The organism is Maritalea sp. YIW29, assembly GCF_057219265.1.
Map to the genome: position 1 here is coordinate 403,736 of NZ_JBXVVF010000002.1, position 14,757 is coordinate 418,492.

The following is a 14,757-nucleotide window of genomic DNA, read 5'->3' on the forward strand; positions in this document are numbered from 1 at the left end:
CTTTCTTCATAAAGTCAAAAGCCAATGTTTCCATTTTGCGCTGAACCCAAAACCCTTGAAGGGCTACAATGGTTTTCCTGTTACATAACAACAGGCAAGCATTTCGCCTTTTATTCATCATTTGGCACGGTCATGCTGTTGTTGCTCATCACAGCACCGGTCGCCCTTTTGTTCGGTTTTGGCGGCGCTACCGCAGCACGTTCCACCATTGCGCCATTGCGCTGGTTCGGCAAAGGCTACACGGCCATTGTGCGCGGCATTCCAGACATTGCATTCTTCATGTTTTTCGTGATCGCACTCGATCAAGCTTTCGAATATGTGCGCCACAAAGTCCTTTGTCCTGAATGGACAGAACCTGTGCGCCAGGGCAACGATTTTGTTGTCTGTTCGGCTGCCAAATTACCCCTTTCATCGTCACCTCAATGGATGCACGAAACCTATGGCTTCCTGCTTGCTGTGTTGACATTTGCCATCGTGTTTGGCGCTTTTGCCGCCAACGTTTTATATGGCGGCATGCGTGCGGTACCGCGCGGCCAATTGGAAACCGGAGAAGCCTATGGCATGTCCCGCCGACAGGTTTTTTGGCGCATTCTGATGCCGCAAATGTGGGTTTACGCTCTGCCCGGTCTTTCCAACCTTTGGATGATTTTGATCAAAGCGACACCTTTGCTGTTCCTATTGGGTGTTGAAGACATCGTATATTGGGCCCGCGAGTTGGGCAGTTCCAAAACCCAAGTCTTCTCCTACCCGCACGCTGATTGGCGTCTTTATTACTTCCTTGGCTTGTTGGTGTTCTATCTTTCGCTCACCAAGGTCAGCGAAATCGTATTGAATAAGTTGATGGCGAAACTGACGAACGGCCAAGCCACAATGGGTGGCGAAGCACAACGGAAGGCGGCAACATCATGAATGCTTGTCTTCAAACCATCACAGATTATGGATTGCGCTCAATCGGCATTGGCAAGAGATTGCTGCCCAAAGCAGATTTCACCCTGTGCGAACAGTTCACCCTTATCGGCTCGGGCATGATTTGGAACATCTATTTTGGTGTCTTGGCCCTGCTTACCGGGTTTTTGCTGGCAACAGCGATTGCGGTGGCCAAAAACTCAGACCGCTATTGGGTGCGCAAGCCAGCAGAATGGTTCATCTTTCTGTTCCGTGGCTCGCCATTGTTTATCCAATTTTTCCTCGCCTATGAGATTTTTGTCCAACTGCCCAAATGGGGCGTCGACATCAATCTGGGCTTTACTGAAATTACCGCTGAAACACGCTGGTTGACCAAAGCTTGGCTGGGTGCTGTCATCGTTTTGTTCTTGAACACTGCTGCCTATTCCGGCGAAATCTTTTATGGCGCATTGCGCTCTGTGCCAAAGGGCGACCTTGAAGCCGCTGACGCCTACGGCCTAAGCGGTTGGCCGCGTTTTAGAAAAATTGTGTGGCCGACAATGCTACGCCTTGCATGGCCTGCTTATACCAATGAAGCGATCTTCTTGTTCCACGCGACAACCCTTGTATTTTTCTCCGGTTTCCCCGCTTGGCAACAACGGGGCGACGCACTTTATTATGCAAGTTATTTCGCAGACAAAACATTCAACCCGTTTATCCCCTATCCGATATTGGGCATGTATTTCATTCTGCTGACACTGTGCGTGATAAGCGTTTACGGGTTTTTCAACACGCGGCTCAACAAACACCTGCCTGAAAATCAACGCCAACGGATTAAGGTTCGGCCGCAAATTATTCGCTAGGATTGGTCAGAGGGTTTTGATACTGCCCTGGCGCTAGGTTCTTTTCTCATGCCGCCGTCGCAGGCTTCGCCTGCTACCCCGGCACCCCCGAACATTTTCTCGCCGCCGTCGCAGGCTTCGCCTGCTACCCCGGCACCCCCGCCAGTTGGTGCACGACATTGAGGCATACTGTGTGAAAAGCAGAAAGTGGGGCAAAAGCTTGCTTTTTAAATTAATAAGCGCTAATTAAATAACATGACTGAACCAATCAAGCCAAAACGCGGGCGTCCGCTACAATCGGGCGGCCCAGAAACACGAGACCGCATTCTGGACGCGGCATTGGAAGTTTTCTCTGAACGTGGTTTTGAAGGCGCGACCGTGCGCCAGATTGCGGCAAAAGTTGGCGTGAGCGATCCCGCGCTATATGCCCATTTCAAAAGCAAACAAGAAATCTTTGAAACGCTATTGAAATTAGCCGGGCCCGATCTGCTCTCAAACGCGGGCATTGATCCCACATCCGATAAGATTCCGATGGAAATCGCAATCCCGAAAATATTCGGAGAAATCGTTGCGACTTGGACCACCCCGCGTGCCAGATCTTTTGCTTCGCTTGTTTTGAGGATGGGGCCAGATGGGCTTGGCCATGCCTTGCAGGACGTATCCGAACGATTGCAGCCGATCTTTAGTTTTTGGCAAGCCCGTGGAGAATTGCGCGCCGACATGCCAGCTGACGTCGCAATATGGCAAGTCATTGGCCCGCTTGCCGGGCTCCGCATCACTTACCTGCACGCCAAAGCAACTAAAGCAGAGATTGAACACGCCAAGTCGCTGGCCGCCATTCATCTAAAACTCATCACACAAAGTCTTAGCCAAACGAGGAACCGGGAAGCATGACCCAACAGGAACACATCCTTCAGATCGTTGGTCCAAAAAACAAGTTCCCCAAAGTGTCGTTAATGGACCCCACCCAATCTGGCTACCTCATGCTGGCGGCAGAGGTGGACCATCGTCCCCCGATTGGCTTCTTTGTGGAGAGCAGCCGCAAGAAGAAAATGCTCAGCACGCTCAAAACCATGGCACAGACATTGGCGAAAAATAATGCGGTGCTGGACGCCGCGGTCTTTAAAGCCCTCATCATTCCGCCTGGACGTGGCGCGTTCCTGAAAAAGCGACCTGACGTCAAAATTGCGCGATTTGATATCGTGATGCTTGTAGAATTCACCAGTGTTGAAGCCGCGCGAGATTATCAAAAATCGGCGGAATGGCCGCAACTTTGGCCGACACCACAACAACTGCACGTAGTGTAATGACCGTAGCCGCGTCCAACACGCGCCGGATTGGCCCTGTTGATCACACCAGGAATGGCGTTTTCCTGTTTAACTACTTCTATGCGGATAGCTTGGATATCAACTTGCAGGTTTGGAATTACACCGCGGGCTGGTTTCAAGACCAAACCGGTCTTGATAATTCTACTGTTCTTTTGCCGGATGAGGCGAGTGAAGTGCCCTATAAGATTATCAACCATTGCCGCTGGGACAGCCTAAGAAACATTTTGCCAGCACTGCTGTTCAACAGAACATTCAAACCATTCGTTCTGGACAATTTTGAGCAAAACAATACGGCCGCCATTCCCATTCTATATCAGTTGGCTTAGCGACAACGAAGACTGACGTCCACCTATACGTTTTTCGTTAGTAAACTGCGCATAGATGTTGGTTTTGTATGCGAAAATTTGTGGTATGTTTAGTTCATGAAATGGAACTCGATATCATTCGACTGGAACCAAGCCCGATCATTCCTTGCTGTTGCCGAAGAGCGTTCTCTTTCCGCCGCGGCTAAAGCTCTAGGGGTGACGCAGCCTACAATTACACGGCAGATTGCGGCTCTTGAAAAAGACTTGGAAGTTGTCTTGTTTGAACGTAGCGGGCGCTCCGTGGCACTCACTCCAGTTGGGTTGAATCTCCTGGATCACGTTCGCACCATGGCCGACGGTGCGAACATGATGACGCTGTCGGCAACGGGCCAATCCCAAACGATCGACGGGCTCGTTCGCATATCGGCGACGGACGTCACCGCGGCATACATATTGCCGCCAATGCTAGATCAGCTCAAGGCTGTCGCCCCTCGCTTGGAGCTCGACATCCTCGCAGACAATCAACTCAGTGACCTTCTCTTGCGTGAAGCCGACATCGCAATCCGCCATGTTCGCCCGGAGCAGCCAAACCTCATCGCCAAACTTGTCTGTGAAGATCAGACGCGGTTTTACGCCGTCGACAAGTATATTGAGCAATATGGCCAACCCAAGTTGAACGAAGACCATTCGCAACACCAATTTGTCAGCTTTGGGGATGTTGAGGGCATGCTTGCCCACTTTCAAACAATGGGGCTTAAGCTGACAAAACAAAATTTCAAATATGTCTCGCGCTCGCAGATCGTAGAGTGGCAGATTGCGCGTCAGGGACATGGCATTGCCATCATGACGGACCGAATTGCCGCAAAATTCCCTGAATTTAAACCCGTGCTAACCGAAATCGGGCCCTTCATTATACCAACATGGTTGGTTGCCCATCGCGAGCTGCACACCAGCCGCCGAATACGGTTGGTATTCGATCTTCTAACAAACTGCCTTTCGCCCTAACGGCTTTTTGCGCCGCGCTTTTTTCACGCTGATTGAGATTACTGAAGAACTAAAACCGTCAAGGCACAAGCCCTGACACCGCATCTTCGTGCCGTGAAGGACGCGATCATTCGGGTTTTTGAACAGGATAGCCCTCTCTGCGAACAGCCAAATTTTCATCAAAAATCAAGGAAAACTGACATGAAATCCACCAAAAATCATCGCATTGTTGTTCAGCGCCGCGGCGCGCCAAACGTATTGTCTTGGATGTCGGCTCAGGTGCCTACGCCCGCAGCAGATGAGGTGTTTATCCGCGTTGAGGCGGCCGGGGTATCAGGTTATGATCTAATGCTACGCGGCCACTGGTTTTTCGGTTTTCCAAAAACCCCATACACGCCCGGCGAGGATGTCGTGGGCATTGTGGAAGCAATCGGACAGGATGTGAAAAAGTTTAAAGTCGGCCAAAGAGTTGCTGGCTGGACCTTTGGGCAAGGCGGCGGATATTCAGAATTGGTCACCCGGCCGGCCGATACGCTTGTTCCCGTTCCTAATGGGCTTGACCCGGTGGTGGCAGCGGCGATCATAACCAACTATCTAACGGCCTCACTGACGCTGCACAAAACGGTCGAAGTGCAATCGGGTGAGCAGGTTTTGGTTCACGGCGCGGCTGGCGGCGTTGGCTCAGCGCTTTTGCAATTGGGTAAACTGGCCAAGCTCGAAATGTATGGCACCGGCAGCGGTAAATCTACTGAATTCATTGCAGATAATGGCGCAGTTCCAATCAACTATCGAACAGAGAACTTCGTCGGCCGTATCCGCGCATTGACCCAAGACGGGGTGGACGTAGTGGTTGATGTTGTTGGCGGTCCCAAACAACTCTGGCGGTCCTCCCGATGCCTAAAGCGTGGTGGACGGTTGATGATGCTGGGAATGGCTTCCGTCAAAAAATCCGGCATTTCTGTCATTCCCCTAAGTTTGATGGCACTTGGCCTCATCGCGCTCTGGCCAAATGGCATAAGTCTGCCCATGTCACCCAGCATGCTCAGTTATCCGGCGAAAAATCCGAACTGGTATAGCGACACGTTGGCGGATTTGCTGGCTAAAGCCGCAGCAGGCGACTTGCAACCCGCCATTGCCGCCCAAATCCCCATGCGGGATGCAGCGCGGGCCCATCAGATGCTCGAAGAAGGCGGGTTGATCGGCAAAGTGGTTTTGACCAATTCCGGCTGACATCGCTGTTCTGGTCGCCAGTTCTGCTTTACACAGCCAACAACATTACAAACTGGGGGCGGCAGGGGCGATTTGCTCGATGGGCATTGGTGCCGACGAAGCGAAGCGGCTCTGTCGGCCAATCAATCCTTAGCGTTAGTGCTAAGCCAGCGCTCCACACGCCTTTTGAATTCGCGCTATTGCTTCTTCCAAATCATATTTCGCAGCAGCGTATGAAATGCGGAAGTAGGGGGATAGACCGAAGGCCGAGCCAGGCACAATAGCCACATGGGCGGTTTCTAGGATGTAGCGACAAAAATCGCTATCGCTTTGAATTTTCTCGCCACCCGGTGTTGTTTTGCCAATTAAGCCTTCGCATGACGAAAAAGTATAAAACGCCCCCTCAGGCGTGCGGCACTCAACGCCGTCAATAGCGTTTAGGCCGGTGACAACCATGTCGCGACGCTCTTGGAACGAGGCGGCGCGGTCTTTCAGAAAACTCTCGTCGCCGTCCAATGCTTCAATGGCGGCTGCTTGTGAAATCGAGGAGGGGCACGACGTCGCTTGGCTTTGAATAACTGCCATTGCGCGGATCAATTCGACAGGGCCAGCGCCAAACCCAAGCCGCCAGCCAGTCATTGCGTGGGACTTGGACACGCCATTGATGATCAAGGCGCGGTCTTTAAGCTTTGGTTCCACTTGAACAGGTGTGACGAATTGAAAATCATCATAAATGATGTGTTCGTAAATATCGTCGCTCATCAACCAGACATGGGGGTGTGCGAGCAGCACATCTGCCAACGCTTGCAACTCATGGGCATTGTACGCGGCGCCAGTAGGGTTAGATGGCGAGTTGAGCAAAAGCCAGCGGGTTTTGTCGGTGATCGCTGCTTCAAGCTGCGCGGGTTGCAATTTGAACCCTGCATCGCCCGGGCATTGAACCAGCACCGGCACGCTGCCGCAAATCCGGATAATATCCGCATAGGTGGTCCAAAACGGGGTTGGGATGATGACTTCATCGCCCTCGTTCAGGGTCGCCATAAAGGCGTTGTAGAGCACCTGTTTTGCGCCAGCAGAAACCGAAATATTTTTCGGCTCATATTTCAGGCCATTACCGCGTGCCAGTTTTCGGCACACGGCTTCTTTCATTTCCAGCGTTCCATCGAGCGGGGTATATTTGGTTTGCCCCGCATCAATGGCCCTATGTGCTGCATCTTTAACATGGGTTGGCGTGTCAAAATCTGGCTCACCAGCGCCCAAGATAATCACCGGCTTGCCCTCAGCCTTCAGCTCCCGCGCACGGGTGCTGATTTTAATGATTTCTGAAACCGAAATATCAGAAATGCGATTGGCTCGGACAAATGTTGACGGCGAAATAGTTTGGGCGTTCATATTGTGATGCTCTTTGATTTTGGTCAGTGACTAGGGCCTAGACCCTAGTCAATATCGAAACTTACGCCCTGGGCCAATGGCAATTCGGTGCCATAATTCACGGTATTGGTTGCGCGGCGCATGTAAGCCTTCCACGCATCCGATCCACTTTCGCGGCCGCCGCCGGTTTCTTTTTCGCCGCCAAACGCGCCGCCAATTTCCGCACCCGATGTGCCGATATTGACGTTGGCGATGCCGCAATCAGAACCAGAAGCCGACAAGAACTTTTCAGCCTCGCGCACATTCAATGTGAAGATCATCGAAGAAAGACCAGCGCCAACGGCATTTTGCATGTCGATGGCATCGTCTAGGTCTGAATATTTCACCACATAGAGAATTGGTGCGAATGTTTCTTCAAACATGGGGCCAGACTGTTCAGGCATTTCAACAACAGCTGGGCGATAGTAATAAGCGCCTTCATTGCCTTCAACGTCTACACGTTCACCGCCGACAATTGAACCACCTGCAGCCTTCGCAGCGGCGAGTGCTTTTTCCATATTGTTGGCGGCGTCTTTGTCGATCAACGGACCAACCAACGCATCAGAAGTTAATGGGTTGCCAATTGAAACGCCCTGATATGCTTTTTGCAGCTGAGGCACCAATTTGTCATACACACTTTCGTGCACAAACAAGCGGCGGGTTGAAGTACAACGTTGACCTGCGGTGCCCATCGCGCCAAACGCAATGGCGCGTACTGCCATATCAAGATCAGCCGATGGACAAACGATGCCCGCATTATTGCCGCCCAATTCCAAAATCGAACGTGCGAAACGTTTTGCCAAACGTGGCCCAACTTCTCGGCCCATCCGGGTTGAACCGGTTGCAGAAACCAATGCAACATTTTCATGGTCAACCATCACTTCACCGCCAACACGATCTGCGATGAACATTGTTGCAAGTCCTTCAGGTGCATCGCCGAACTTGGCAAGTGCTTTATCCATAATCGCTTGGCAAGCCAATGCGGTCAGAGGTGTCTTTTCCGATGGCTTCCAGATGGTCGCGTTGCCGCAAACAAGGGCTAGAGCCGCATTCCATGACCAAACAGCAACCGGGAAGTTAAAGGCGGAGATGATGCCAACAACGCCAAGCGGGTGCCATGTTTCCATCATGCGGTGCTCAGCGCGCTCTGTCGCAATCGTAAGACCGTAAAGTTGACGAGATAGACCAACGGCAAAGTCGCAAATGTCGATCATCTCTTGGACTTCGCCCAACCCTTCGGATGGGATCTTACCCGCTTCGATTGAAACCAAACGGCCGAGCTCATCCTTATGGGCCCGCAGCTCTTCGCCAAGTAGACGCACCAATTCGCCACGACGTGGGGCTGGAACATTACGCCAAGCTTTAAACGCAACTTGAGCCTTATCGATTTGGCTAGAAATCTGATCAGCAGTTGCAAGCTTTACACTGGCAATTTTTTCGCCGGTTGTCGGGCTGTTTACCGCTAGGTCGCCGCCTTCAAGGGCTGCGACGTCAACGCCAAGTTTTTGCAACAGGTCGTTCGTTTGGGTTTTGACGCTCATGGATGGCTCCAAATATGTGGTTCTGCACTTGCCCGGCTGGGCCAAGCTGCAGTCTTTGTTGAAACGGATTGGCAAAACGCGGCGATTGTCCGAGAGGACGAGTTGGCGCGAACTGGCCTTTAAAATTCGTAATTCTCATGATAAAGCAATGAAATGCCCTGAAGAAGCAATGATTTTTCATTACTTGATGAGGAAAACTTATGCATACCAGCCGCCGCAATTTCCCTTCGATCAATACATTGAGCGCTTTTGAATGCGCCGCAAGGCACCTCAATTTCACCCGCGCAGCAGAAGAAATGAACCTCACACAGAGCGCCATTTCACGCCAAATCCGAGATTTGGAACTGCAACTTGGGGTAACCCTTTTCGAGCGCATTCGCAAACGGGTTGTGCTGACGGAAGCTGGCGCGCGGTTTTTGGTCGATGCGAAATATTTAATTGAGCAAACCGAAGGGCTTGTTTATCGCACGATGGCATCGGCAAAGGCAGATGCGACTTTATCGGTGGCGACATTACCCACGTTTGGTTCCCATTGGTTGGCACCGCGACTTCCGGCGTTCTTGCAAAATCACCCGAAACTGGCGGTTAATTTAGAAAGTCGCTGGACGCCATTTTCGCTGCAGGAACAGTTCTTTGACGTCGCCATCCATTTTGGTCGACCCATTTGGGCCGGCGCTTCCTGCCAACCTTTGTGCGACGAATATATGTTGCCGGTTGCATCGCCTGCTTTAATAAGCGAACTCAATATTACCGGTGCTAAGGATTTGCCTCACACGCCATTATTACACCTTCAATCACGACCCACCGCTTGGCGCGATTGGTTTGAACAGCAAAAAATCGGGAATGATGAACCGTTTCGCGGCCACCGGTTTGACCAGTTTTCAATGATCATTGAAGCATGTGTTGCTGGGTTGGGCGTAGGGCTGTTGCCGCAATATTTGATTGAGACCCAAATCGAACTTGGGCGGCTAGCCGTGGTCGATTCGCGTGCATTGCGCACAGAAGACGCCTACTTTTTAGCGATACCAGACGACAAGGCCGAAAAGGCCGGGGTGATCGAATTCACCAAATGGATCCGCTCACAAATTAGCCAGCCGATAGGTGAAGCGAACGATTAGTCACCCGCTTCACCCTTCATCATTGCTGAACGATATTAGTCGAAATAAATCTCATTATCGCCGAGATAGACATTGGTCGCTTGGCAGATATCGATGGAAATTGGTTCATCCATGACTTCAGAACCGTCACCACCTAGCCATCCAACTTGGAATAGTTGGTCGCATGACCCAGTCTGGGCGAAGAATTCTGCCGATGCGGTTTGACCTGGGTCCATGGCCTGACCTAGCCAGTTGTCGCTCCAACCATTGCCGTCATTGGTGTAAAAACCGACAACAATATTGCCCTCAGTCATATTGTGGATGGTGAATGCACCGCCGGAGCCTGACTGGGCGAATGCCGCGCCCATAAACAGTGCTGCCACCGCCGTGCAGATCAGCGCAAAGCGCATCGATAGATTTTTCATTTTGTTCCTCCCTCAAGAAATTTGAAACTACGCAATTTCTGAATGTTCATCAAGTGGAGGTCTGCTTCAAAGATCAGCCAAACTCATTTTCGGATGAAAACCAAGCCACCAATTCAGCAGCATTCTTTACCCCAATAGATTTCATCGTGCGAGCCCGATGGGCCTCAATTGTGCGTTTGGACAAGCCGATTTCATCCGCTATTTGCGCATTGGTTTTACCCTGCGCGACGAGTGTCAAAATTTGTTTTTGTCGATCCGTCAAGATTTCAGCGGTGGGGCGCACGGCTCGGTTGATTGGCTCAAAACAATAAACGGCCTGGGCAAATGGATCACTTGGTTTCATGGAGCGGCCGCGCACCTTGCACCAGAATTCACTTTGATCCGCGCGTCGCATCACCCGCTCATCATAATAGGTCAAACCACCTGCAAAATTTACCTTCCACATTTCCCCGGTGCGGACGAAATCTGCAAATTTGGGATAAAGCAAATGAAAGCTCGTGTTGCGCAATTCCTCCGCTGCGTAGCCGAAAATCGATGCAAATTCGATGTTACATTGCTTGATGATACGATGTTCTGCCAGCACTAATGGCACCGGCATTTCGGCTAAAGAGAACTGATTCAGGTGATTATTGGTGGCATTTTGGCCTTGGGTTTCAATTGCATCCATAGCGTATAAATACGACTAAACAATTGCCTCTTGCAAGATCTACCCTTTATTATCTTCTTCAGAGTTAAAGCAGGTAACGCCATGTCGATCAAAGATCTTGTCATTCTGGGCGCGAAACGAACACCCATCGGCGCTCTAACTGGAACCCTTGCCAATCACAGCGCGGCTGAGTTGGGTACTATCGCTATTAAGTCCGCCCTTGACCAATCCGGCGTCAATTATGACGCAGTGGATGAGGTATTTATGGGCCAAGTGCTAACGGCAGGCGCGGGCATGAACCCGGCACGCCAAGCATCACGCAATGCGGGCTTGCCCGACCATGCACCGGCGATAAGCGTCAACCAGGTGTGTGGCTCAGGACTCCGCGCTATTATGCTTGGCGCACAGCAAATTCAAACTGGCGTCGCCAATTATGTCGTAGCCGGTGGGCAAGAAAGCATGACCAACGCGCCCCATATTGCCCAAATTAGACAGGGCAAAAAAGCAGGAGACCTGCAACTTGTCGACAGTATGATGTTTGATGCGCTCACAGACGCATTTCATAATTATCCGATGGGCAATACGGCTGAAAATATCGCGAGGAAACATGATCTTTCGCGTCAAGAGCAGGATGAATTTGCCACCAACTCGCATCATAAAGCGGCAGCGGCGCAGGCAAGTGGTTTCTTTGAAAAGGAAATCATCCCTATCACCATCAAAACGCGCAAAAGCGAGATTGTTTTTAACGCAGACGAAACCATCCGCGCAGATACGAGCCTTGAATTGATGGGCAAATTGCGGCCCATTTTTGATAAAGAAGGCACGGTGACAGCGGCCAATTCGTCCAGCATTAATGATGGAGCAGCGGCACTGGTTGTCGCTGGGGCAGAACAAGCGAAATCAGATGGACTAACGCCCTTGGCGAACATTCGCGCCTACGCGCATACCGGCCTTGACCCGGCCTATATGGGCCTTGGGCCTGTTTCGGCCTCTCGCTTGGCGGCCGAACGCGCTGGTTGGTCGTTAGATCAAGTGGATCTATTTGAGTTTAACGAAGCCTTTGCGGCCCAAAGTCTAGGTGTTGTCAAAGAATTGGACGTGGACGCGAAAAAGGTCAACATTCACGGTGGGGCAATCGCACTGGGTCATCCCGTGGGCATGTCCGGCGCGCGGGTACTTGGCACATTGATTTATGCCTTGCAGGCACAGGGCGGTGGACGCGGCATTGCAAGTCTTTGCATTGGCGGGGGCATGGGTATTGCTATGGCGGTTGAAGTTTAGGGACCGCAAAGCGGTTTTTGGGAGAAGAAAATGAACAAAGTCTATAACTCACCTGAAGAGGCCCTTAAAGGGCTGCTTCATGATGATATGTTAATCGCCGCTGGCGGCTTCGGCCTTTGCGGCATTCCGGAATTGTTGCTGAGTGCGATCAAGAAAGATGGCAGCAAGGACCTAACATTTGCCTCCAACAATGCTGGTGTTGATGATTTTGGCATTGGCATTTTGTTGCACACCAAACAGGTCAAAAAAATGATCTCCTCTTATGTGGGCGAAAATGCTGAATTTATGCGCCAATATCTTTCAGGCGAACTAGAACTTGAATTTAACCCGCAGGGCACATTGGCTGAGCGTATGCGGGCCGGCGGCGCGGGTATTCCCGGTTTTTACACCAAAACGGGCGTCGGCACGATCATTGCCGAAGGCAAAGACCACAAAGATTTCCGGGGCGAGACCTACATTATGGAAGAAGGCATTTTTGCCGACCTTTCGATCGTTAAGGCATGGAAAGCGGATGAAACGGGCAATGCGATTTTCAGAAAAACCGCCCGCAATTTCAACCTGCCAGCAGCGACCTGCGGCAAAGTCTGTGTGATGGAAGTGGAAGAAATTGTGCCCGTCGGATCGCTTGATCCAGACAATATACATCTGCCGGGCATATATGTGCACCGCATCGTGCAGGGTGAACATGAAAAACGGATTGAACAACGCACCGTGAGGGAGGCATAACATGGGCTGGACAAGAGATCAGATGGCTGCCCGTGCAGCCCAAGAGTTGCAAGACGGTACCTATGTGAATTTAGGCATCGGCATTCCCACCATGGTTGCGAACTACATTCCAGATGGGGTCAATGTAACGTTACAGTCTGAAAATGGCATGCTGGGCATGGGCCCCTTTCCGACCGAAGATGAAATTGACGCTGACCTGATTAATGCAGGCAAGCAAACCATCACCGAACTGCCCCAAACCGCCTATTTTGATAGTGCCACATCCTTCGGCATGATCCGGGGCGGCAAAATCGCCATGGCCATTTTGGGCGCCATGGAAGTGGCAGAAAATGGTGATCTAGCGAATTGGATGATTCCAGGCAAATTGGTCAAAGGCATGGGCGGCGCGATGGACTTGGTTGCTGGTGTTGGACGCGTTGTGGTCGTGATGGATCATACCAACAAGCATGGTGCTTCAAAGATTTTGAAAGAGTGTACGCTCCCGCTCACCGGTAAAGCCGTTGTTGATCGGATCATCACCGACATGGGCGTGTTCGATGTCAAATCAGACGGTTTAGAAATCGTTGAAACAGCCCCCGGCATTTCACGGGATGACATTCTCAAGGCAACCGAGGCCAAGATCATCAACTAATTGGGTTTTGATTGGATGTTGGCCATATCGAAACGCTACATCCACCCTACCCGTAATCCCTCCCCATCGAGGGGAGGGAAATTGAGTGCGACTTTAGCGTTTTGGCCCAGCTACTAAATCCTACCCGCTACTGAATGTGAGCATTCTTCACCTTCAAAGATGAGATTATGAGTTTGCCAATCAGCATTCCCTCCCCTAGATGGGGAGGGATTTAGGGTGGGGTGAGACCAAGCAACCAAAGTTGGCTAGCGTTTTAAACCACCACCAAATCACGCGGACGGTCAGACAAGATTTCAGGCCCGTCTGCACGCAAAATCACAATCTCTTCTAGCCGCACGCCAAATCGACCCGGTAGATAAATCCCCGGCTCAATTGAAAACACCATCCCTTCATCCAAAATCACTTTTGAAGATGACGAGATATAGGGCGGCTCATGTATTTCAATGCCCAGTCCGTGACCAGCCCGGTGGGTGAAATATTCGCCGTAACCAGCTTCGGTAATCACGTTACGCGCTGCCGCATCAACGTCAGATGCAACAACACCGGGCTTTGCAGCTTTAAGTGCCGCTTGCACGGCTGCTTCAACAACCGCATGGACTTTATGATATTCTTCGCTTGGTTCGCCAATGGCCACCATACGGGTAATGTCACTTGGATAACCTTTTTTGAAGCCGCCAATATCAACCACAAGCACGTCACCCTGCTCGATCAGCCGACCACTCGTGTGATGGTGAGGAAATGCGCCATTTTCGTTGGCCCCTACAATATCAAAGGCTGGTTGAGCGCCTTGGGAGATGAAGAATTCTTTCACCGCTTCAGCAATATCATTTTCAGTCACACCGACCTTCGCAGCGTCGGCGGCAGCTTGTTGTGCACCGTCAGCAATCTGTGCATTCATTTTGAGCAATTTATATTCTTCGTCACCCTTGCGCATGCGCAGGGCGCCAATTGTTTCTTCGGTGAAACAATGTTTTGCCCCTGGAAGCACCGCCAAAAGATTTAGCGCGAAATCGGCGCGCATGGTTTCATCCAACGACACATTGGTGACCTTGCCATTGGTGACATCCTGAAGAGCACCTTCAAGCGCTTTTGATGGACCGTCTGCATCGGCCCAATTAAAGAACTTAATGTTTGTATGTTCGCGCACCGCATCGGCGTTCAAAACCGGCATAACAAAAGCTTCGGACGACGGACCAATGAGCAGCAAACACATGCGCTCATCTGGATAGGGGTGATAGTCGAGCAACCATTGGGTATGCGCACCCGGGCCAAGTGCGACCAGATCCACATTCTGCTCTGTCATGCGTGCGCGTAGACGCGCCAAACGATTTTGAACTTTGTCGTTCATTTATCCCCTCCTGCCGACAGCCTGTCGGGTTCTGCATTTTTGCATTTCGCTCATCGAAACTTGCTTACTAAAATTTGTTTTAGTCCTAGCAATATTTAT

Annotated in this window: 17 protein-coding genes; 12 read left to right on the forward strand and 5 right to left on the reverse strand. The window is 51.2% G+C overall.

The window, feature by feature from the left end:
* Nucleotides 1-24 precede the first annotated feature (24 nt).
* From AC2D8L_RS11070 to AC2D8L_RS11100, 7 genes are all read left to right on the forward strand, one after another.
* Nucleotides 25-909 (forward strand): ABC transporter permease, encoded by an 885-nt coding sequence (locus AC2D8L_RS11070; protein ID WP_484685541.1) that lies wholly within the window; start codon nucleotides 25-27, stop codon nucleotides 907-909.
* Nucleotides 906-1,748: an ABC transporter permease gene (locus AC2D8L_RS11075; protein WP_484685542.1), complete on the forward strand. Its 843-nt coding sequence runs from the start codon at nucleotides 906-908 to the stop codon at nucleotides 1,746-1,748. The genes AC2D8L_RS11070 and AC2D8L_RS11075 overlap by 4 nt, the downstream gene beginning before the upstream one ends.
* A gap of 234 nt (nucleotides 1,749-1,982) precedes the next feature.
* Complete coding sequence (locus tag AC2D8L_RS11080; RefSeq protein ID WP_484685543.1) at nucleotides 1,983-2,621, forward strand: TetR/AcrR family transcriptional regulator; 639 nt, start codon at nucleotides 1,983-1,985, stop codon at nucleotides 2,619-2,621.
* Complete coding sequence (locus AC2D8L_RS11085; protein WP_484685544.1) at nucleotides 2,618-3,034, forward strand: hypothetical protein; 417 nt, start codon at nucleotides 2,618-2,620, stop codon at nucleotides 3,032-3,034. The genes AC2D8L_RS11080 and AC2D8L_RS11085 overlap by 4 nt, the downstream gene beginning before the upstream one ends.
* Nucleotides 3,034-3,381 (forward strand): hypothetical protein, encoded by a 348-nt coding sequence (locus tag AC2D8L_RS11090; protein WP_484685545.1) that lies wholly within the window; start codon nucleotides 3,034-3,036, stop codon nucleotides 3,379-3,381. The genes AC2D8L_RS11085 and AC2D8L_RS11090 overlap by 1 nt, the downstream gene beginning before the upstream one ends.
* A gap of 96 nt (nucleotides 3,382-3,477) precedes the next feature.
* Entirely contained in the window at nucleotides 3,478-4,365 is an 888-nt protein-coding gene (locus AC2D8L_RS11095; protein ID WP_484685546.1) for a LysR family transcriptional regulator, read from the forward strand.
* Between the two features lie 180 nt (nucleotides 4,366-4,545).
* Entirely contained in the window at nucleotides 4,546-5,574 is a 1,029-nt protein-coding gene (locus tag AC2D8L_RS11100; RefSeq protein ID WP_484685547.1) for a zinc-binding dehydrogenase, read from the forward strand.
* 141 nt (nucleotides 5,575-5,715) lie between these two features.
* Here the strand turns inward: AC2D8L_RS11100 and AC2D8L_RS11105 are convergent, their stop codons facing one another.
* Complete coding sequence (locus AC2D8L_RS11105) at nucleotides 5,716-6,945, reverse strand: pyridoxal phosphate-dependent aminotransferase (protein WP_484685548.1); 1,230 nt, start codon at nucleotides 6,943-6,945, stop codon at nucleotides 5,716-5,718.
* 44 nt (nucleotides 6,946-6,989) lie between these two features.
* Complete coding sequence (gene amaB / locus AC2D8L_RS11110; protein ID WP_484685549.1) at nucleotides 6,990-8,504, reverse strand: L-piperidine-6-carboxylate dehydrogenase; 1,515 nt, start codon at nucleotides 8,502-8,504, stop codon at nucleotides 6,990-6,992.
* On the opposite strand from amaB, the gene AC2D8L_RS11115 reads away from it, so the two are divergent.
* Together AC2D8L_RS11115 and AC2D8L_RS11120 are read left to right on the forward strand one after the other, a co-directional pair.
* Nucleotides 8,503-8,757 (forward strand): hypothetical protein, encoded by a 255-nt coding sequence (locus AC2D8L_RS11115; protein ID WP_484685550.1) that lies wholly within the window; start codon nucleotides 8,503-8,505, stop codon nucleotides 8,755-8,757. The genes amaB and AC2D8L_RS11115 overlap by 2 nt on opposite strands.
* Entirely contained in the window at nucleotides 8,705-9,622 is a 918-nt protein-coding gene (locus AC2D8L_RS11120) for a LysR family transcriptional regulator (RefSeq protein ID WP_484685551.1), read from the forward strand. The genes AC2D8L_RS11115 and AC2D8L_RS11120 overlap by 53 nt, the downstream gene beginning before the upstream one ends.
* 35 nt (nucleotides 9,623-9,657) lie before the next feature.
* Here the strand turns inward: AC2D8L_RS11120 and AC2D8L_RS11125 are convergent, their stop codons facing one another.
* Together AC2D8L_RS11125 and AC2D8L_RS11130 are read right to left on the reverse strand one after the other, a co-directional pair.
* Nucleotides 9,658-10,026: a hypothetical protein gene (locus AC2D8L_RS11125; protein ID WP_484685552.1), complete on the reverse strand. Its 369-nt coding sequence runs from the start codon at nucleotides 10,024-10,026 to the stop codon at nucleotides 9,658-9,660.
* Nucleotides 10,027-10,099: 73 nt separating this feature from the next.
* Nucleotides 10,100-10,693: a LuxR C-terminal-related transcriptional regulator gene (locus tag AC2D8L_RS11130; RefSeq protein WP_484685553.1), complete on the reverse strand. Its 594-nt coding sequence runs from the start codon at nucleotides 10,691-10,693 to the stop codon at nucleotides 10,100-10,102.
* An 81-nt stretch (nucleotides 10,694-10,774) separates the two neighbouring features.
* Here AC2D8L_RS11130 and AC2D8L_RS11135 point away from each other — a divergent pair, with 81 nt between their 5' ends.
* Genes AC2D8L_RS11135 through AC2D8L_RS11145 form a run of 3 tightly spaced genes read left to right on the forward strand, consistent with a single transcriptional unit; the run spans nucleotide 10,775 to nucleotide 13,310 of the window.
* Nucleotides 10,775-11,953 carry an acetyl-CoA C-acetyltransferase gene (locus AC2D8L_RS11135; RefSeq protein ID WP_484685554.1) on the forward strand — a complete coding sequence of 393 codons (1,179 nt, stop codon included), beginning with the start codon at nucleotides 10,775-10,777 and terminating at the stop codon, nucleotides 11,951-11,953.
* 30 nt (nucleotides 11,954-11,983) lie between these two features.
* Entirely contained in the window at nucleotides 11,984-12,679 is a 696-nt protein-coding gene (locus tag AC2D8L_RS11140) for a CoA transferase subunit A (protein ID WP_484685555.1), read from the forward strand.
* Between the two features lies 1 nt (nucleotide 12,680).
* Nucleotides 12,681-13,310 (forward strand): 3-oxoacid CoA-transferase subunit B, encoded by a 630-nt coding sequence (locus AC2D8L_RS11145; RefSeq protein WP_484685556.1) that lies wholly within the window; start codon nucleotides 12,681-12,683, stop codon nucleotides 13,308-13,310.
* Between the two features lie 253 nt (nucleotides 13,311-13,563).
* Here the strand turns inward: AC2D8L_RS11145 and AC2D8L_RS11150 are convergent, their stop codons facing one another.
* Nucleotides 13,564-14,658 carry a M24 family metallopeptidase gene (locus tag AC2D8L_RS11150; RefSeq protein WP_484685557.1) on the reverse strand — a complete coding sequence of 365 codons (1,095 nt, stop codon included), beginning with the start codon at nucleotides 14,656-14,658 and terminating at the stop codon, nucleotides 13,564-13,566.
* Nucleotides 14,659-14,757 lie beyond the last annotated feature (99 nt).

What these genes read in the sequence shown, in the direction of transcription:
- AC2D8L_RS11070 (WP_484685541.1), top strand. Translation starts at nt 25, where the DNA reads ATGTTTCCATTTTGCGCTGAACCCAAAACCCTTGAAGGGCTACAATGG.
- AC2D8L_RS11075 (WP_484685542.1), top strand. Translation starts at nt 906, where the DNA reads ATGAATGCTTGTCTTCAAACCATCACAGATTATGGATTGCGCTCAATC.
- AC2D8L_RS11080 (WP_484685543.1), top strand. Translation starts at nt 1,983, where the DNA reads ATGACTGAACCAATCAAGCCAAAACGCGGGCGTCCGCTACAATCGGGC.
- AC2D8L_RS11085 (WP_484685544.1), top strand. Translation starts at nt 2,618, where the DNA reads ATGACCCAACAGGAACACATCCTTCAGATCGTTGGTCCAAAAAACAAG.
- AC2D8L_RS11090 (WP_484685545.1), top strand. Translation starts at nt 3,034, where the DNA reads ATGACCGTAGCCGCGTCCAACACGCGCCGGATTGGCCCTGTTGATCAC.
- AC2D8L_RS11095 (WP_484685546.1), top strand. Translation starts at nt 3,478, where the DNA reads ATGAAATGGAACTCGATATCATTCGACTGGAACCAAGCCCGATCATTC.
- AC2D8L_RS11100 (WP_484685547.1), top strand. Translation starts at nt 4,546, where the DNA reads ATGAAATCCACCAAAAATCATCGCATTGTTGTTCAGCGCCGCGGCGCG.
- AC2D8L_RS11105 (WP_484685548.1), bottom strand. Translation starts at nt 6,945, where the DNA reads ATGAACGCCCAAACTATTTCGCCGTCAACATTTGTCCGAGCCAATCGC.
- AC2D8L_RS11115 (WP_484685550.1), top strand. Translation starts at nt 8,503, where the DNA reads ATGGATGGCTCCAAATATGTGGTTCTGCACTTGCCCGGCTGGGCCAAG.
- amaB (WP_484685549.1), bottom strand. Translation starts at nt 8,504, where the DNA reads ATGAGCGTCAAAACCCAAACGAACGACCTGTTGCAAAAACTTGGCGTT.
- AC2D8L_RS11120 (WP_484685551.1), top strand. Translation starts at nt 8,705, where the DNA reads ATGCATACCAGCCGCCGCAATTTCCCTTCGATCAATACATTGAGCGCT.
- AC2D8L_RS11125 (WP_484685552.1), bottom strand. Translation starts at nt 10,026, where the DNA reads ATGAAAAATCTATCGATGCGCTTTGCGCTGATCTGCACGGCGGTGGCA.
- AC2D8L_RS11130 (WP_484685553.1), bottom strand. Translation starts at nt 10,693, where the DNA reads ATGGATGCAATTGAAACCCAAGGCCAAAATGCCACCAATAATCACCTG.
- AC2D8L_RS11135 (WP_484685554.1), top strand. Translation starts at nt 10,775, where the DNA reads ATGTCGATCAAAGATCTTGTCATTCTGGGCGCGAAACGAACACCCATC.
- AC2D8L_RS11140 (WP_484685555.1), top strand. Translation starts at nt 11,984, where the DNA reads ATGAACAAAGTCTATAACTCACCTGAAGAGGCCCTTAAAGGGCTGCTT.
- AC2D8L_RS11145 (WP_484685556.1), top strand. Translation starts at nt 12,681, where the DNA reads ATGGGCTGGACAAGAGATCAGATGGCTGCCCGTGCAGCCCAAGAGTTG.
- AC2D8L_RS11150 (WP_484685557.1), bottom strand. Translation starts at nt 14,658, where the DNA reads ATGAACGACAAAGTTCAAAATCGTTTGGCGCGTCTACGCGCACGCATG.